General features: G+C 37.3%; 17 protein-coding genes. 13 read left to right on the top strand and 4 right to left on the bottom strand.

The window, feature by feature from the left end:
* The first annotated feature begins 87 nt into the window (after positions 1 to 87).
* On the top strand, positions 88 to 2064 hold the full coding sequence (gene dnaG / locus H344_RS0100385; RefSeq protein WP_026808468.1) for a DNA primase: 1977 nt from the start codon (positions 88 to 90) through the stop codon (positions 2062 to 2064).
* Between the two features lie 48 nt (positions 2065 to 2112).
* Here the strand turns inward: dnaG and H344_RS0100380 are convergent, their stop codons facing one another.
* Positions 2113 to 2742 (bottom strand): response regulator, encoded by a 630-nt coding sequence (locus H344_RS0100380; protein ID WP_026808467.1) that lies wholly within the window; start codon positions 2740 to 2742, stop codon positions 2113 to 2115.
* Positions 2743 to 2909: 167 nt separating this feature from the next.
* Positions 2910 to 3698 carry an NAD(+) synthase gene (gene nadE, locus H344_RS0100375; RefSeq protein ID WP_026808466.1) on the bottom strand — a complete coding sequence of 263 codons (789 nt, stop codon included), beginning with the start codon at positions 3696 to 3698 and terminating at the stop codon, positions 2910 to 2912.
* Positions 3699 to 3791: 93 nt separating this feature from the next.
* On the opposite strand from nadE, the gene gldB reads away from it, so the two are divergent.
* The 3 genes from gldB (at position 3792) to H344_RS0100360 (ending at position 5720) form a co-directional block, all read left to right on the top strand.
* Positions 3792 to 4760, top strand: a complete 969-nt coding sequence (gene gldB / locus H344_RS0100370) for a gliding motility lipoprotein GldB (RefSeq protein ID WP_026808465.1) — start codon at positions 3792 to 3794, stop codon at positions 4758 to 4760.
* A 29-nt stretch (positions 4761 to 4789) separates the two neighbouring features.
* Entirely contained in the window at positions 4790 to 5125 is a 336-nt protein-coding gene (gene gldC, locus H344_RS0100365) for a gliding motility protein GldC (RefSeq protein ID WP_026808464.1), read from the top strand.
* Positions 5126 to 5330: 205 nt separating this feature from the next.
* Positions 5331 to 5720 carry a hypothetical protein gene (locus H344_RS0100360; protein ID WP_026808463.1) on the top strand — a complete coding sequence of 130 codons (390 nt, stop codon included), beginning with the start codon at positions 5331 to 5333 and terminating at the stop codon, positions 5718 to 5720.
* Positions 5721 to 5802: 82 nt separating this feature from the next.
* Here H344_RS0100360 and yihA read toward each other — a convergent pair whose 3' ends face one another.
* Together yihA and H344_RS0100350 are read right to left on the bottom strand one after the other, a co-directional pair.
* Entirely contained in the window at positions 5803 to 6417 is a 615-nt protein-coding gene (gene yihA / locus H344_RS0100355) for a ribosome biogenesis GTP-binding protein YihA/YsxC (protein WP_026808462.1), read from the bottom strand.
* Positions 6418 to 6494: 77 nt separating this feature from the next.
* Positions 6495 to 7259 (bottom strand): alpha/beta fold hydrolase, encoded by a 765-nt coding sequence (locus H344_RS0100350; protein ID WP_026808461.1) that lies wholly within the window; start codon positions 7257 to 7259, stop codon positions 6495 to 6497.
* Between the two features lie 262 nt (positions 7260 to 7521).
* On the opposite strand from H344_RS0100350, the gene mraZ reads away from it, so the two are divergent.
* The 9 genes from mraZ (at position 7522) to murG (ending at position 17665) form a co-directional block, all read left to right on the top strand.
* On the top strand, positions 7522 to 7986 hold the full coding sequence (gene mraZ, locus H344_RS0100340) for a division/cell wall cluster transcriptional repressor MraZ (RefSeq protein ID WP_026808460.1): 465 nt from the start codon (positions 7522 to 7524) through the stop codon (positions 7984 to 7986).
* Positions 7973 to 8869, top strand: a complete 897-nt coding sequence (rsmH, locus tag H344_RS0100335; protein WP_026808459.1) for a 16S rRNA (cytosine(1402)-N(4))-methyltransferase RsmH — start codon at positions 7973 to 7975, stop codon at positions 8867 to 8869. Before mraZ ends, rsmH begins: the two co-directional genes overlap by 14 nt.
* A gap of 80 nt (positions 8870 to 8949) precedes the next feature.
* Positions 8950 to 9273: an FtsL-like putative cell division protein gene (locus tag H344_RS0100330; protein ID WP_026808458.1), complete on the top strand. Its 324-nt coding sequence runs from the start codon at positions 8950 to 8952 to the stop codon at positions 9271 to 9273.
* Positions 9273 to 11279 (top strand): penicillin-binding protein, encoded by a 2007-nt coding sequence (locus H344_RS0100325; RefSeq protein WP_026808457.1) that lies wholly within the window; start codon positions 9273 to 9275, stop codon positions 11277 to 11279. Before H344_RS0100330 ends, H344_RS0100325 begins: the two co-directional genes overlap by 1 nt.
* The gene (locus tag H344_RS0100320) at positions 11276 to 12739 is read left to right on the top strand and encodes a UDP-N-acetylmuramoyl-L-alanyl-D-glutamate--2,6-diaminopimelate ligase (RefSeq protein WP_026808456.1); all 1464 of its coding nucleotides are present in this window, start codon (positions 11276 to 11278) and stop codon (positions 12737 to 12739) included. Before H344_RS0100325 ends, H344_RS0100320 begins: the two co-directional genes overlap by 4 nt.
* A gap of 91 nt (positions 12740 to 12830) precedes the next feature.
* The gene (mraY, locus tag H344_RS0100315; RefSeq protein ID WP_026808455.1) at positions 12831 to 14051 is read left to right on the top strand and encodes a phospho-N-acetylmuramoyl-pentapeptide-transferase; all 1221 of its coding nucleotides are present in this window, start codon (positions 12831 to 12833) and stop codon (positions 14049 to 14051) included.
* Between the two features lies 1 nt (position 14052).
* Positions 14053 to 15387, top strand: a complete 1335-nt coding sequence (gene murD, locus H344_RS0100310) for a UDP-N-acetylmuramoyl-L-alanine--D-glutamate ligase (protein ID WP_026808454.1) — start codon at positions 14053 to 14055, stop codon at positions 15385 to 15387.
* Positions 15388 to 15390: 3 nt separating this feature from the next.
* Positions 15391 to 16584 (top strand): FtsW/RodA/SpoVE family cell cycle protein, encoded by a 1194-nt coding sequence (locus H344_RS0100305; RefSeq protein ID WP_026808453.1) that lies wholly within the window; start codon positions 15391 to 15393, stop codon positions 16582 to 16584.
* Positions 16571 to 17665 (top strand): undecaprenyldiphospho-muramoylpentapeptide beta-N-acetylglucosaminyltransferase, encoded by a 1095-nt coding sequence (murG, locus tag H344_RS0100300; RefSeq protein WP_026808452.1) that lies wholly within the window; start codon positions 16571 to 16573, stop codon positions 17663 to 17665. The genes H344_RS0100305 and murG overlap by 14 nt, the downstream gene beginning before the upstream one ends.
* Positions 17666 to 17672: the final 7 nt, after the last annotated feature.

The following is a 17672-nucleotide window of genomic DNA, read 5'->3' as shown; positions in this document are numbered from 1 at the left end:
TGCTAAAGTTAGACATTTTGATTAGTAAATGCATGGTTTTCCTCTTTTTGAAGTAGTATCTTTATCCTTTAAAAAAAATAGAGTAAGTTGATTTCGAAAGCTACTATAGATCAAGTTTATGAAGCCGCCAGAGTAGAGGAGGTGATTGGAGAGTTTGTTCAATTAAAAAAATCGGGAGCCAATTTTAAGGGGCTTAGTCCGTTTAGTGATGAACGTTCACCAAGTTTTATGGTTTCACCTGTAAAACAGATTTGGAAGGATTTTAGTAGTGGAAAAGGGGGGAACGTGGTGGCTTTTTTAATGGAGCACGAGCATTTTACCTATCCTGAAGCTATAAAGTATCTTGCTAAAAAGTACAATATAGAAATTGAAGAAACCCAGCAGACAGATGAGGAGAAGGAGAAGCTAAATGAGCGGGAAAGCATGTACTTGGTTTCCGAGTATGCTAAGGATTATTTTTCCGAAATATTATGGGAAAGAGAGCAGGGGAAAGCCATTGGGTTGAGTTATTTTAAAGAACGGGGCTTTACAGACGAAACCATTAGAAAATTTGATTTAGGCTATTGTCTAGATCAGTGGGATAGCTTTACTAAAACAGCTCTAGATAAAGGTTATAAATTAGAATTTCTAGAAAAGACGGGGCTAACCATAGTAAAGGTAGACCCTAGTAACCCTAATAATAAAAGGACTTTTGATCGGTTTAAAGGGAGAGTGCTTTTCCCTATCCATAGTATGAGTGGAAGGGTGTTGGGGTTTGGAGGCCGAATATTAATTAGTGATAAGAGGGCTGCTAAATATTTAAACTCGCCAGAAAGTGATATCTATCATAAGAGTAAAGTATTGTATGGTATTTATCATGCAAAACAGGCAATAGCTAAGGAAGATAATTGTTATTTAGTAGAGGGGTATACTGATGTGATTCAGATGCATCAACGCGGAATACATAATGTGGTGGCATCTAGTGGTACTGCCTTGACTTCAGATCAAATTAGGTTAATTAATAGGCTAACTAAGAATATTACTGTTTTATTTGATGGTGATGCAGCAGGATTAAGGGCGTCATTAAAGGGAATAGACCTCATACTAGAACAAGGGATGAACGTAAAAGTTTGTTCCTTTCCAGCTGGTGAGGATCCAGATAGTTTTTCTAAGAACAATGAATATGAGGAGGTAGTTGAATACCTTAATGAGTATTCTAAAGATTTTATACAGTTTAAAGCCTCTCTATTGGTGGATGAGGCTGCAAATGACCCTATAAAAAGAGCGGATACCGTAAGGGATATTGTAAATAGTATTGCAAAAATTCCTGATAGAATCCAAAGGGAAATTTATATTCAGGAGTGTTCTCAAATTATGAATGTTTCTGAAGCGGTGCTTTTTAATACGCTAGCTCAGATTGGGAAAAAAGATAATGCAGATGCCCTTAAAAAAGCAAAACAAGAACGCAAGTCCTTCGATGTTGTAAAATCTGAACCGCAGCAAAAACTAGATGTTCAATATGAACTGGAACGAAAGATTATCGAGATTTTGTTGCTGTATGGTACCATGGAAATAGAATTTGAAGATTTGGTCTTAAAGGAAAATGAGACTGGAGATTTGGAACTAGAACCAGAGGTTTTGGGAGCTAAGGTTTTTGAAAAGATATTTTTGGATTTGCAGGATGATGAAATTGAACTTGCAAATGAGAGGTTTCGTGATATTTACTATAAAATTATTGAGGATTTAAATGGGAAGGAGAATTTTTCCATTACCTCTTTTATGGCTGGTTTAGATCAGGACTTGGCCTCTGAAATTTCATCCATTTTAATGGAGGAGGAGAAGTATACTCTACATCAATGGGGTAGGAAAGATATATATCCTAAGGATAAAGAGGTGGGGGTGTCTCAGTTGGTTAGTGAAACTATTCTAACATTAAGGTGTTACCTGATTAAGAAAAGGATTGGGGCGTTACAAAAAAATACTTTGGATAGTGCGTCTGCGAGCGCAGATGTTCTAGAAGAAATTATGAATTATATTCAATTAAACGTACTACTTAATAAAAAATTAAATAGGGTTTTCTCTTAATTAAAAGAAGGTCTAAAAATTATTTTTTAGACCTTCTTTTAAAAAGGACTAGTATAGTTCTAGTGCCTTGGCTTGTTGTAGTAAATCTACAAGGTTGTCTACATTTAATTTACGCATCAATCGCGCTTTGTAGGTGCTTACTGTTTTCTCGTTTAAGCTCAGCTCTAATGCAACTTCCTTATTTCGTTTTCCGCTAGCTAATAATTTTAGCACTTCTACTTCTCTTGTAGAGAGTTTTCTGAAAAACCTTCTTGGTTTTTGGGTGCCTTCATCAAATGCTAGTCTTTGGGCTAATTCGTTGGTTATAAACATATTGCCTTCGCTTACTTTTCTGATGGCGCTAACGATATAGTCTGTGTCAGACGACTTGGATAGATAGCCAAAAGCACCTGCACGGATTGTACTTAAAGCGTAAACATCCTCAGACTGTCCACTGTATATAAGCACTCTTACGCCGGGGTATTCTTTTTTGATCTTTCTGAGTGTTGCAATACCATTAATTTCTGGGATATCCATCTCTAATAAGATGATGTCTGGAGAACTACTTTCTAATTGGTCAAAGAGTTCTGTGGTATTAGACACGTCTCCAATCACCTGAATATCAGCAATTGGATCTAAGACTTGTTTAATTCCCACTCTAACAACGGGATGATTATCTGCAATTAAAATTTTGATCATGTTAAATTGGTTTTGTAGATGGCCATTTTTACAATAACGATGCTTTACTTGCTTTTATTGTAAGATTAAACACTCCTGGTTGTTATTCAAAGCTCACCTTTTTAAATGTAAATCAAAAATTTTGGCAATTATATTCGTTTTAAATACTTGGTTCTTAGTTGAGATGTCTATTTAAGGTGATTTGGTATTTCACATACGGGGATTGGAACCATTTTATGCTTATTTGCCTTATTCAATTTATTAAAGATACGGAAAACTTCCTTTTTTCTGTCATAAAAATCATTTTCTGTCTTACCTTTTTCTGTCATCTCCATAGCCCACTCTAGTTCTGGATAAGAGGCGCCTAGTTGATCCTCGTCTGTGCGATCGTCACCAAACAGTCCATCTGTAGGAGCGGCATTGATAATTTCGGGATTAATTCCCAATGCTTCTGCAATCTCGTAAACTTCAGATTTTAAAAGGTCGGCTATCGGACTAAGATCTACCCCACCATCCCCGTATTTAGTGTAAAAACCAACACCAAAATCTTCTACTTTGTTACCTGTTCCTGCAACTAGTAAACGGTCTAATGCTGCAAAATAATAAAGAGTGGTCATTCGTAATCGCGCTCTAGTATTGGCTAGAGATAGCGATTGGTCTGCTTCGTTTTCTACATCCGGTACAGCTTCTACAAAACTATCGAAGACGGGGGTAAGGTTTATATTGTTGCTGCTAACTTGATTGTAGTTCTCTTTTAGCCAGGTAATATGGTTTGCGGCGCGAGCTTCCTGATTGGCCATTTGATGTATGGGCATTTCTAAGCATACTAGCTTTAGTCCAGTCTTGGCGCACAAGGTAGATGTTACGGCAGAATCTATACCACCAGAGATGCCGATGATAAATCCTTCCATTTTAGCCTTTTCGGCATAATTCTTTAACCAGGAAACAATATGGTCTATAACTTTTTCGGTCTGCATCTAAAAGGTTTATAAGGTTTAAAAACTTAACTTTGCTCAGTAAAAATACCACCTAAGGTCAAGAAAATAAAACATTAAGCAAATTTGTTGAGAATGCGAAGTACAATATGGATGCTAAGTTTGCTCTTAATAGCCTTTTATGGTTGTAAAGAAACAGATAAGACAGCGGAAGAAGTAGCGAAAATAGATGTGGAATTAAAAGTGTCTAGGTTTGATAAAGAGTTTGCTGATGCTACGCCAGACGATATTCCAAAGTTAAAGAAAAATTATCCTTACCTTTTTCCTAAGAGTTATCCTGATAGTGTTTGGGTGGCTAAAGTGCAAGATACGTTGCAGGTAGAGCTTTTAAAAGAGGTGCAATCCGTGTTTCCTAAGTTTGATGTGCAATTGAAAGCGCTAGAATCCCTGTTCCAGCACATAAAATATTATTATCCCAACACTACATTACCCAAGGTGGTAACCGTAACCTCGGATGTAGATTATAATAATAGGGTGATCTTAACAGATACTTTATTGCTTATAGGCTTGGATAATTATTTGGGCCCTTCTCATGAGTTTTATAGCGTAATACCGAAATATGTAGCTAATGGCCTTGATAAGAAGTTTTTACCTGCCGATGTAGCTAGTGCCTTTGCTAAAAAAGTTATCCCTTCGCCTAAAGATAGATCGTTCTTGTCTAAAATGGTTTATTATGGGAAGGAATTATATTTAAAACAGGCATTGTTGCCCCAGTCAACTGAAGATTTGATAATAGGATATCATCCTGAAGAATTGGAGTGGGCTTCTCTAAATGAGGAGCAGATTTGGAGGTATTTTATTGAACGAGAACTATTGTATAGTACGGACAATAAGTTGGAACCTAGATTTTTAGATCCGGCTCCTTTTTCAAAGTTTCAATTGGAATTAGATAATGAGTCGCCTGGGAGACTAGGACGATATATTGGATGGCAAATTGTAAAAGCATTTATGGATACTAATGAGGTTAGTCTGCAAGAAATGCTAAAAATGCCAGAGGAGGAGTTGTTTAAAATGTCCAAATTTAAGCCTAGGAAAGTAGATTAAATTATTTTGAATTTATAAAAAGTAAAAGCATGTCGAAATTACATACATCCGAAATTAATTTACAAGTAACGTTAGATGAAAACCGAGTTCCGGAAAAATTAAATTGGTCTGCGGAAGATGGAGGTATCTCCAATGAAGAGGCTAAAGCTATGTTGTTGTCCGTATGGGATAGTAAAAATAAAGAATCCTTAAAAATAGATTTGTGGACCAAGGATATGCCAGTAGATGAGATGCGAATTTTCTTTCATCAGACTTTAGTATCTCTTTCTGATACCTTTTATAAAGCAACCCAAGATGAGAAAATGACAGCTACTATGAAGGATTTTTGCGACTATTTTGCCGAAAAATTAGAGCTTAAAAAGTAGGCTGAACTTATTAAGGTAGGTAAGGGCGCGCGCAAACGCCCCTATCTTTTCTAGTAACACGTTTGTGGATTAGTTAGCTGTTTTCCTGCTCTAAGTTCTGAGGGCATACTTTTGCCGTAGGGATGGGTAGGTAAATTATGTTAATCAATGGAAGTTTTGCCTAATTTGCTCGACTGATAGATAAATAGTAGATACTACAGTTGTCATGGAGGATAAATTGGGTAAAAGATTAATTTTTGTTTACAACGCTAAATCGGGCCTTGGAAATTCAATCCTAGACGGGGCTCATAAAATTCTTGATCCAAAAAGTTATTCTTGTTCCTTGTGTGCAATTACTCATGGAGCATTTTCAGAATATAAGCGATGGAGAGAGTTTAGAGAGCAATCTGGTCTTTCAATGGAATTTTTATATAAGAATCAGTTTATTAAGCAGTATCCTGGTAAGGTAAGTAGCGAGATTCAATTTCCCGTAATTTTTGAGGTAGATAAAGAGAATTTTCGGGTGGTTTTAGGTAAGGAAAGTATCGATGCTATGGAGGGTCAGGAATCGCTAATCCGTGCCATTAAAGAACGTTACAATTCTAGTGGCAGTTAAATGTATTATTGATTAAAACTAGTGTGTTTATCCTTCTGTATTTTCTACGAAGTTTTATGAAATTGTAACTTCTATTAGTAGACTAGAGTGTTTCCTTGAAAAAACTTTCATTAAGTCCGTCTATATAATCAAGCAGTTCTTCTTGGCCCATTCCACTGCTAGATGAGGTGATAAAATGTAAAGGAGCCTGCTCCCAAATGCCTTCTAATAGTTTATTGAGGTAATCGTTTACGTGGTTTTCAATCGCTTTTGGTCGTAATTTATCCGCCTTAGTAAATACTATGCAAAAAGGAATCTGATTTTCTCCCATCCACTCCATAAATTCTAGGTCCACTTTCTGAGGTTCGTGCCTAATATCAATCAAAACAAAGGCACATACCAACTGAATCCTCTCCAAAAAATAATCGGTAATATACTTTTGAAAGGTCTTTTTATCTTTTTTGGAAACACGTGCATATCCATACCCAGGTAAATCTACCAAAAACCAATTTTCATTAATTTTAAAATGATTAATTAATTGGGTCTTTCCAGGCCTCCCTGATGTTTTGGCGAGTCCCTTTCTTTGTGTTAACATATTGATTAAGGACGATTTGCCTACATTGGAGCGGCCTATAAAGGCATATTCCGGTAGACGGTCCTTTGGACAGTTTGTTACGTTGGAATTGCTCATAACAAAGTCGGCCGACTTTATTTTCATGGTGTGTATGTTTTAATTCAAGCTTTCTTCCAATAACAAATTAGGCCTGAATGGTTAAAATTGAAGAATTGTAGGAATTAAAAATTCCGTTTTGTCAACCATGTTTCCAAAATACGATTAAACTCGTCAGGATGCTCCATCATTGGTGCATGTCCGCATTCGCTTATCCAGTTCAAATCAGAATCAGGGAGTAGTGTGTTAAATTCTTCTGCAACATTTGGCGGAGTAACTTTGTCATCCTTCCCCCAGATTATACAAGTTGGAGTATGCATATGCGGAAGGTCTTTGGACATGTTGTGGCGTATTGCACTTTTGGCAATTGCCAGGGTTTTCACCAATTTCATTCTGTCGTTTACCGTAGCGTAAACTTCATCTACGATCTCTTTTGTAGCTACAGCAGGATCATAAAATACATCCTCAGCCTTTTTCTTGATAAATTCGTAGTCCCCTCTTTTAGGATATCCATCACCCATGGCACTTTCGTAAAGTCCAGAGCTGCCAGTAATGATCAATCCTTTTACCGTTTTGGGGAATAGTTTGGTGTATAAAAGTCCTATATGTCCACCTAATGAATTTCCTAAAAGGATAACATTGCTTAAGCCTTTATAGTTGATAAATCCATCTAAAAACTTAGCAAAGTTCTTTACATTGGTTTTAAGTAAGGGCATATCATAGATGGGAAGTTCGGGTACAATAACCTTATAACCCTTGGCGGGGAAGTGGTCCATTACGCCGTTGAAATTACTTAAACCGCCCATGAGTCCATGAAGAATTATGATTGGCGTTCCTTCGCCTATTTCTATGTAACGGTACTTTCCCTCTTTATTAATTTTTTTTTCCATGCACGAATGCTTGTAATCTTATGATGACAAATATATGCAATTCATCATTACGCAAAGGTGACCAAAATTTCATAAAAGCCAAACTTTTATTTTTTTCTTGCTTTTTTTTAGTTTTTGAGCCATTTCTAATTGGGGAATTCGGCCTCATTTTCCTTTCAAGTGGACTTGTATGTCAGATTTTATCAACAAAGTGGTATTTTGTGGTAAAAAGTGGTAATAATTTCTATATATTTGAGTTATTAAAATATAACCCGTCTTCTACGTGATAAATTTCATCGGAACATATGATTGTAAGGCAGATACCAAAGGTAGGGTGAAGCTTCCGGTGGCGCTAAAAAACCAAATGTCGCCGTTGCTTAACGACGGATTTGTACTTAAGCGATCAGTTTTTCAGCCTTGTTTGGAATTATATCCTATGGCAGAGTGGAATTTATTGATGCAAAAGATGAATAAAATGAACCGGTTCAAGAAAAAGAACAATGATTTTATTCGAAGATTTTCAGCTGGGGTAAAGGTAGTGGAAATTGATTCTGCGGGAAGGCTGTTAATACCTAAAAATTTGGTTGAAATAGCGGGGATAAACAAGGAAGTGGTATTGAGTTCTGCAATTAATATAATTGAGATCTGGGATAAGGACGGTTATGAAAAAGTGTTGGATGACACGGCCGAGGATTTTGCAAGTTTGGCAGAAGAAGTAATGGGAGAAGATGACTATGAGCTATCATAATGCAGTTTTGTTAAAAGAGTCCGTAGACGGTTTGGCTATAAAGCCAGATGGTGTTTATGTGGATGTGACCTTTGGAGGTGGGGGGCATTCTAGGGAGATTTTAAAGCGATTAGGTGAAAAAGGTAGGTTATTGGCTTTTGATCAGGATGAAGATGCTTTGGAGAATACTATTGCTGATGATAGATTTTTATTGATAAATCAGAATTTTAGATACATAAGGCAGTTCTTGAAATTTTATGGTGTAACTAAAATAGATGGGGTGTTGGCAGATTTTGGTGTTTCTTCTCATCAGTTTGATAAGGCTGAAAGAGGATTCTCTACTCGTTTTGATGCAGACTTAGATATGAGGATGAGTAAGTCTAATGCACTTTCTGCTTATGATGTGGTAAATGCCTACGATTATGACGAATTAAGAAAAGTGTTGTTTGAGTATGGAGATTTAAGAAATGCCAATGCTATGGCAAAGACAATTTTGGCATTTAGGGAGACAGAGCCTATTAAAACAACGGTTCAGTTAAAAGAGGTGTTAGCTAGTTACTTGCCTAAACATAGAGAGCATAAGATCTTGGCGCAGATATATCAGGCTATTAGGATAGAAGTAAACCAAGAAATTCAAGTGATAAAAGAATTCTTGGAACAAGTGCCGCAAATAATGGATGTGGGAGGTAGGCTAAGTGTTATTAGTTATCACTCCTTGGAAGATAGGTTGGTAAAGCGATTTATAAGAGCAGGTAAGTTTGAGGGAGAACCGGAAAAGGATTTTTATGGGAATATAGATGTCCCGTTTAAAAAGGTGGGTGGTTTAATTGTTCCTTCTAAAGGGGAGATAAAGGAGAATAATAGGGCTAGAAGTGCTAAGCTGAGGATAGCAGAGCGTATTTAAATTACCAATAAGGTAACGGTGCAATTGAAGGAGTTTTTTAGAGAGGAGTTGAGAGGTATAATATATAAGGTATAAAAACTGTGAAAAAAGGGATATTAGATTTGTTGAGAGGAAAGTTTTTAGTGAGCGGTGGAGCTCCTAAGAACTGGATGTTTATCATATTTATTTCTTTTCTGGCTACCGTTATGATTACTAGTTCTCATAATGCAGATAGTAAAGTTCATAGGATTGCGGCCTTAAACGAAGAGGTAAAAGAATTGCGTAGTGAGTTTGTAGATGTTCGTTCCGATATGCAAAAATTAAAGTTGGAGTCTACTATTTTAAGAGCTGTTGAAGATAAAGGCTTGTTGCCCTCCGAAACTCCTCCTAAAAAAATAAAAGTTAAAACCGTAAAGCATAAATAGTGGCGATAACTGAAAAGAACATATTAGTCAGGTTATACGTAGTGGCGGGATGTCTCTTTCTGTTCGCTATTGCTGTATTGGTGAAACTGGTAAGTATCCAGATGGTAGATGGAGATAAGTACAGGAAGCTTGGGATGGATCGTACAGAAAAGGTTTTTACTATAGCTCCAAAAAGAGGTAATCTCTATTCTGATGATGGTAGTTTATTGGCTACATCGGTTTCTAGATATACTATTAGATGGGATGCGGAAACGGTGAAGAATAAAGCTTTTGAGGAAAATATTAAGCCTTTATCAGACTCTTTGGCAAAATTACTGGGGAAGTCATCTTCTTATTATCAGCAGTTACTGCGTAAAGCAAAAGTAAATAAGAATCGGTATGCTCTAGTAGCTCGTAATTTGGATTATTCGGATTATGTGGCTATAAAGCAATTTCCTTTATTTAATAAAGGACCATATAAAGGTGGTTTAATTATAGAACAAAAAATTGTTCGTGAGCACCCATTGGGGAAGATTGCAGAACGTAGTGTTGGTTATGAGAGGGTAGATGAGAAAGGATATTACACCAGAGTGGGATTGGAAGGTGCTTTTGGTGAGTATTTAAGAGGAGAAGAAGGAAAGCGTTTAAAGCAAAAAATTGCTAAAGGTCAGTGGAAACCTATCGGGTGGGATAATATTAGGGAGCCTAAGGATGGGTATGATGTAGTTTCTACCATAGATATTAATATACAAGATATTGCGCATCACGCTTTATTGAGGCAGTTAGAGAAATATGAGGCAGAACACGGAAGTGTAATTGTGATGGAAACCAAAACGGGAGAGGTGAAAGCGATTTCCAATTTGGGTCGGACTTCAGATGGGAAATATTATGAACGTTTAAACTATGCAATAGGGGAGTCTCATGAGCCAGGATCTACTTTTAAGTTAATGTCCATGGTGGTGGCATTAGAGGATAAAGTAATTGATACTAGCTCTGTTATAGATACAGAAAATGGGTTGTTCCGTGTGTATAACCGTACAGTAAGAGATTCTAAATGGGGAGGATATGGAAAGATATCGATGGGTAGGGCATTTGAAATTTCCTCTAATACCGCTTTTGCAAAGGTTATTCATAATAATTATAAAGATAATCCCGAGAAATTTGTTAACCGCTTGATGAATATGAATGTTCATCGCGAATTGGGACTGCCTATAAAGGGAGAAGGAACACCGGTAATTCGTTATCCTGGAGATAAGGGTTGGTCTGGGGTTTCTTTGGCATGGATGTCATACGGCTATGAGGTTTCATTGACCCCCTTGCAAACACTAGCCTTTTATAATGCGATAGCAAATGATGGGGAGCTAGTAAAGCCTAGGCTAATAAAAGAGGTGAGGGAGTGGGATAAGACTATTATAAAATTTGATAAAGAGGTTTTAAATCCATCTATCTGTTCTAAAGAAACTGTTGATAAGGTAAGGAAGCTTCTAAAGAATGTTGTAGAGAAAAAGCACGGTACAGGACATAAGTTGTATTCCCCTAATTTCTCCATGGCAGGAAAAACAGGAACTACTCAAAAGAACTACTCTTCTAAGGATCCTGATAAGCTTGGGTATATATCGACTTTTGCTGGTTATTTCCCGGCAGACGAACCAAAGTACTCCTGTATTGTAGTGATACATGAGCCTAATAAAAGTGTAGGATATTATGGAGCTGATGTATCTGGTCCGGTTTTTAAATCTGTGGCTCAAAAAATATATGCTAGCTCTCCTGTGGTTGATGAAGTGGATTTAAATGAGGCTGGAGATAAAAATTTAAACGAATCGTATCAGAGCTTTTATGCAGCGTCTAGTAAAAAATATAGCCAAATACCTAATGTAGAAGGGATGAGTGGGATGGATGCCATTTCTCTCTTAGAAAATTTGGGTATTACTGTAGAGGTGAAAGGCAATGGAAAGGTAAAAAGACAATCCGTTTCAAAAGGAACAGATCTTAAAAAGGTCGATAAAATAATATTAGAGCTATCGTGAAAACCTTAAAAGACATATTGTACGGGGTTGGCCTATCAGCGGTTAGTGGATCTACTTCGCAGCTGGTAAGTGCTATCTCTTTCGATTCCAGAAAAGTTGATGCAGATAATGTGTTTGTGGCTATAAAAGGAGTGTTAGTAGATGGTCATCAGTATATTGAAAAAGCCATTGCTTCTGGAGCAACATCCATTGTTTGTGAGACCCTTCCTGCGGAAATGGTAGATGAAGTTACTTATGTAGAGGTAGATGATGCTAATAAGGCCCTGTCTATTATGGCTGCTAATTATTATGGGAATCCTTCTAAAAATTTAAAGTTAGTAGGGGTTACAGGGACCAATGGGAAGACTACAATTAGTAGTTTGTTATATCGCTTGTTTAAAAAAGCGGGATATAAGGTGGGACTTATCTCAACTATAAGAATTATGGTTGACGAGGAGGAGTATGCTACCTCACTTACTACACCAGATTCTCTCACCATTAATAAGCATTTGAGTTTAATGAATGATGCTGGGGTAGAATTTTGCTTTATGGAGGTGAGTTCGCATGGACTTCATCAAAAAAGGACGGAAGGACTAGTGTTTCAGGGAGCTATTTTTACCAATCTCTCTCATGATCACTTAGACTATCACGCTACTTTTTCTGCATATCGGGATACCAAAAAAATATTGTTCGATGGCCTTTCAAAAAAGGCTTTCGCGCTTACCAATATAGATGATAAGAATGGCCTAATAATGTTGCAGAACACCAAGGCAAAGAAGGTTACTTATGCTCTTAAATCTTATGCAGATTATAGGGCGCAAATATTGGAAAACCGATTTGATGGGCAATTATTAAAAATAGGCGACCACGAGCTCTGGTCTAAGTTGATTGGGGATTTTAATGCTTATAATCTGCTCGCTATCTATGCTACTGCAGACCAATTAGGCTTAGAGAAATTGGAGATATTGAGGTTGATGAGTGAGTTGGGGAATGTAGAGGGGAGATTTCAATATTATAGATCTAAAGATGGAATAACTGCAATAGTTGACTATGCTCATACTCCAGATGCACTTAAAAATGTACTAGATACCATCAATACACTGCGTACCGGTAACGAGAATGTTTTTACCGTTGTAGGCTGTGGAGGGGACAGAGATAAAACCAAACGGCCTCTTATGGGGAATATCGCTACTACCTTAAGTAATACGGTGATTTTTACCTCAGATAACCCTAGAACAGAATCTCCATCTAAAATTATTGAGGAAATGGAGGCAGGGGTGGAAGCCCAAAATTTTAAGAAAGTACTGTCCATAGAGAATAGGAAGCAGGCTATAAAAACGGCATGCCAACTAGCGCGGGCCAATGATATAATCCTAATTGCTGGAAAAGGGCACGAGACGTATCAGGAAACCAACGGTGTGAGAATAGATTTTGATGATTTTAAGATAGTGGGAGAGTTTTTAAATGAGATGGGAAAATAATCCAAGTAGAAGATTAGAGTTGAATAAAGTGACAGTAGTAGAAATACTTGATAGAAATAGAACCGTAAATCAGTAAAACACAGACCAAAGAATGTTGTATTATTTGTTCGAATATTTAGATAAAGAACACGACCTAATAGGAGCGGGACTCTTTCAGTACCTCTCCTTTCGCGCTGCTTTGGCGGTATTACTGTCTTTGCTAATCGCAACGGTTTATGGGAAGAAAATAATAGTGTTTCTTCAGAAGCAGCAGATAGGTGAAACTATTCGTGATTTAGGGTTAGAGGGGCAGAAGCAAAAGACCGGAACCCCTACCATGGGAGGGCTTATAATTATTTTAGCTACCCTAATTCCGGTACTTCTTTTTGCTAAACTAGGAAATGTATATGTGCAGTTGCTAATCGTTACAATGTTGTGGATGGGTGCGATTGGGTTTTTAGACGATTATATTAAAATCTTTAAGAAAGATAAGGAGGGGCTAAAAGGAAGATTTAAGGTTTTAGGTCAGGTTGTTCTAGGGTTAATTGTAGGAGCTACCCTCTATTTTCATCCAGAAGTTACTATGAAGGAAAGAGCACAAACTGCGGTGGTAGAAAACATGCAGGTGGTGCCTAAACTTGGGGATGAAATAAAATCTATAAAAACAACAGTGCCATTTTTTAAAAATAATGAACTGGATTATACCAGTTTTATTTCTTGGATGGGAGAAGGTGCTAAAGATTATGCCTGGCTAATATTTATACCGATTATCATTATTATAGTAACCGCTGTTTCCAATGGTGCAAACCTTACCGATGGGATAGATGGATTAGCAGCAGGGTCCTCTGCTATCATAGTGGTCACCCTTATGATATTTACGTGGATTTCAGGGAACATAATATTTTCTAACTATCTGGATATCATGTTTATTCCTAGAGTGGGTGAACTGGTAGTATTTACAGCAGCTTTTGCGGGAGCATTGGTGGGGTTTTTATGGTATAATGCCTACCCCGCTACGGTTTTTATGGGGGATACGGGAAGTCTTACCATTGGTGGGGTAATAGCCGTAATTGCCATTATTATTAGAAAGGAATTACTTATCCCAGTTTTATGTGGAATTTTCTTTGCCGAGTCTATTTCGGTGATGTTGCAGGTAGGGTATTTTAAATATACCAAGAAAAAGTTTGGAGAAGGGAGGCGAGTGTTTTTAATGGCTCCGCTTCATCATCACTATCAGAAAATGGGATATCACGAAAGTAAAATTGTTACCCGATTTTGGGTGGTAGGTATCCTTTTGGCAGTAATAACCATAGTTACTTTAAAGCTTAGATAAGATGGAGCGGTTGGTGATATTGGGCGGAGGAGAAAGTGGTGTTGGTACTGCTGTGTTAGGGAAGAAGAAAGGTTTTGATGTTTTTGTTTCAGATAAGGGAAGCATCAAAGAAAAATATAAAAATGTTCTTAATCATTTTGAGATCGATTGGGAGGAGAAGCAGCATACAGAATCTAAGATTCTGAATGCAGACTTAGTGATGAAAAGTCCTGGTATCCCAGATACCGTTCCAATGGTGGTTGCTATAAGGAATGCTAGAATAGCTGTGGTTTCGGAAATAGAATTTGCCTCTAGGTATTCCAATGCTACAATTATTGGAATTACAGGGAGTAATGGAAAAACCACTACAACTATGTTAGCCCATCATATTCTAAAGGAATCTGGCCTGCAAGTTGGAATGGCAGGAAATGTTGGCGATAGCTATGCTAAAATGGTGGCTGAAAATAGTTTTGATCACTATGTGCTAGAGATAAGTAGTTTTCAATTGGATGATATTATTCAATTTAAACCGCATATCGCTATCATTACTAATATAACACCTGATCATTTAGATAGGTATGAATATAAATTTGAAAAATATATAGCGTCTAAATTTAGAATAGCCCAGAATCAAACAGAGGAGGATTATTTAATATACGATGCAGACGACGAGGTGATTATAGAGTGGTTGAAGAGAAACCCGGTTCGATCTAAATTGGTGCCTTTTTCTCTTGAGAAAAAACTGGAGGAAGGGGTATATATCGAGAACAATAAGATAATTATGAAAAAAGAAAATAACACTATAGAAATGAGCACAGAAACTTTAGCCTTGGAAGGTAGGCACAATGTAAAGAATACCATGGCAGCTACCTCGGCAGCTACCTTAATTGGTATTAGGAAAGAGTCTATTCGTCGGAGTATAGAAACTTTTCAGGGGGTAGAGCACCGATTGGAGAAGGTACTAAAGATTCATTATGTGCAATATATTAATGATTCTAAGGCAACTAATGTTAACGCAACTTACTACGCTTTGGATAGTATGAAGTCTCCTACGGTATGGATAGTAGGGGGGGTAGATAAAGGAAATGATTATAAGCAATTGATGTCTTTGGTTCGCGAAAAAGTGAAGGCTATCATATGCTTAGGGAAAGATAATTCTAAGATAAAAGATGCCTTTGGCAATGTGGTAGATTTAATGGTGGAGACCGAAAATATGGAAGAGGCTGTGAAAATGGCTTATAAGGTTGCTGAGCGTGGAGATACAGTTTTATTATCACCAGCTTGTGCTAGTTTCGATCTTTTTGAAAATTACGAGGATAGAGGAAATCAATTTAAGGCAGCAATTAAAAAATTATAGTAAGTGCTAGGATTCTTAAAAAAAATAAACGGAGATAAGGCTATATGGGCAGTGGTGGCCCTATTGTCCCTATTTTCTTTTTTACCTGTCTATAGTGCCAGTAGTAACTTGGTGTATGTAGTTGGGAGTGGGACGGCTGTGGGATATTTGGTAAAGCATGCTATCTTATTGCTAATGGGGTTCGGTATAATATATGGAGTGCACCGAATTCCTACTCATTTTTTTAAGGGTCTGTCTTTGATTGCAATGCCTATAGTGCTGCTTTTATTGCTTTATACTCTAGCTCAAGGAACAGTTATAGATGGAGCAAATGCTAGTAGATGGATCCGTATTCCCATAGTGGGGTTTACCTTTCAGACGTCTAATTTGGCATCGGTAGTGCTAATGATATATGTGGCAAGATACCTTACTAAAATAAAAGATAAGGCTATTACATTTAAAGAAAGTATTATCCCCTTATGGCTACCTGTCTTTTTAATAGTGGTGCTTATTTTACCAGCAAACTTCTCCACCGCAGGAATTATTTTTTCTATGGTGTTGTTGTTATGTTTTCTAGGTGGATATCCCTTTAAATATTTATTAGGGATAGTTGTTGCGGGTATTTTAGGATTAACACTTTTTGTATTAACGGCTAAGGCTGCGCCAGATTTATTTCCCAACAGGGTGGATACTTGGATTAGTAGGATAGAGAATTTTGCTAACCCAGAAGACACGGAGGCAGATTATCAGATAGAAAGGGCGAAAATTGCAATTGCAACTGGGGGGATTGTTGGTAATGGTGCAGGAAAGAGTGTAATGAAGAATTTTTTACCACAGAGTTCCTCAGATTTTATTTATGCAATTATAGTAGAGGAATATGGGCTGATAGGTGGCTTTGTGCTGATGTTTTTTTATATGTTGTTGTTGTTTAGGATTGTGGTGGTTTCTAACGGTGCTTCCACAGTTTTTGGAAAATTACTGGTATTAGGTGTGGGACTCCCTATTGTTTTTCAGGCCTTGATAAATATGGCTGTGGCAGTAGAACTTTTTCCGGTAACAGGGCAGACCTTGCCATTAATAAGTAGTGGAGGAACCTCGAGTTGGATGACTTGTTTGGCCATTGGGATTATCTTGAGTGCAAGCAATAAAACAACACCCAAGGAACCAGTTGAAATAGATGAAGATAACCCTTTAGAAGTGTTGAGTGGGCAATTATAGATTTATACTTTCTGGAGGAGGCACTGGAGGACATATTTATCCAGCAATTGCAATTGCTAATGAATTAAAAGTCCGCTATCCAGATGCAGAGTTTTTGTTCGTAGGAGCAAAAGATAGAATGGAGATGGAAAAAGTGCCTCAGGCTGGATACAAAATTGAAGGTTTGTGGATAAGTGGGTTACAAAGGAAACTTACCCTTAAAAATTTAATGTTTCCCTTAAAAGTAGTTAGTAGTTTGATGAAAGCAGCTAAAATAGTGAAGAGGTTTAAGCCTCATGCGGTAGTAGGAACTGGCGGTTTTGCCAGTGGTCCTTTATTGCGGGTTGCTGCGGGAAGAGGAATTCCTTGTCTATTGCAAGAGCAGAATTCTTATGCAGGGATTACTAATAAGTTGCTAGCAAGTAGGGTTAGCAAAATATGTGTAGCCTACGACGGGATGGAAGCGTTTTTTCCTGCCCAGAAATTAGTGAAAACGGGAAACCCAGTAAGAAGTGACCTGGTTTCTTTGAACTCTAACACTACCGAGGCGATGTCATTTTTTAAGCTTCAGCCTGGTAAAAATACCTTATTAGTATTAGGGGGTAGCTTAGGGGCAAGGCGTGTAAACCAGCTTATAGCAGAAAAGTTGCCGTTGTTTAAAAACTTAGGGATTCAAGTAATTTGGCAATGTGGAAAGCTGTATTACGAGGAGTATAAAAAACATGATGGAGAAGAGGTAAAAGTGTATCCGTACATCAATAGAATGGATCTTGCTTATAGTGCTGCGAATATGATTATATCTAGAGCAGGCGCAGGTTCTGTTTCTGAACTTTGTATAGTGGGTAAGCCTGTGGTGTTTATCCCTTCGCCTAATGTGGCAGAAGATCATCAAACAAAAAATGCTAGTGCAATTGCAAAGGAAGATGCGGCTATATTGATTAAAGAAGAGAATTTAGAAGCCGAGTTTGATGCGGCGTTTTCTAGGCTAGTAAAATCGGAAGAATATAGGGAAATCCTTAGTCGAAATATAAAAAAGTTAGCGATGCCTAATGCTACTAAGGAGATTGTAAACGAAATAGAAAAATTATTAAAAAAGGAATAGAATTTCA

This window comes from Arenibacter latericius DSM 15913, assembly GCF_000424985.1.
In the GTDB taxonomy this organism is placed as follows: Bacteria; Bacteroidota; Bacteroidia; order Flavobacteriales; family Flavobacteriaceae; genus Arenibacter; species Arenibacter latericius.
Note: the sequence above shows the minus strand (reverse complement) of the source record. Positions and strands in the feature narration are given on the sequence as shown.

Bases quoted from the DNA above. Each gene is read 5' to 3' on its own strand.
- H344_RS0100380 (WP_026808467.1), bottom strand. From the start codon at position 2,742: ATGATCAAAATTTTAATTGCAGATAATCATCCCGTTGTTAGAGTGGGA.
- nadE (WP_026808466.1), bottom strand. From the start codon at position 3,698: ATGCAGACCGAAAAAGTTATAGACCATATTGTTTCCTGGTTAAAGAAT.
- gldB (WP_026808465.1), top strand. From the start codon at position 3,792: ATGCGAAGTACAATATGGATGCTAAGTTTGCTCTTAATAGCCTTTTAT.
- gldC (WP_026808464.1), top strand. From the start codon at position 4,790: ATGTCGAAATTACATACATCCGAAATTAATTTACAAGTAACGTTAGAT.
- H344_RS0100360 (WP_026808463.1), top strand. From the start codon at position 5,331: ATGGAGGATAAATTGGGTAAAAGATTAATTTTTGTTTACAACGCTAAA.
- yihA (WP_026808462.1), bottom strand. From the start codon at position 6,417: ATGAAAATAAAGTCGGCCGACTTTGTTATGAGCAATTCCAACGTAACA.
- H344_RS0100350 (WP_026808461.1), bottom strand. From the start codon at position 7,259: ATGGAAAAAAAAATTAATAAAGAGGGAAAGTACCGTTACATAGAAATA.
- rsmH (WP_026808459.1), top strand. From the start codon at position 7,973: ATGAGCTATCATAATGCAGTTTTGTTAAAAGAGTCCGTAGACGGTTTG.
- mraY (WP_026808455.1), top strand. From the start codon at position 12,831: ATGTTGTATTATTTGTTCGAATATTTAGATAAAGAACACGACCTAATA.
- murD (WP_026808454.1), top strand. From the start codon at position 14,053: ATGGAGCGGTTGGTGATATTGGGCGGAGGAGAAAGTGGTGTTGGTACT.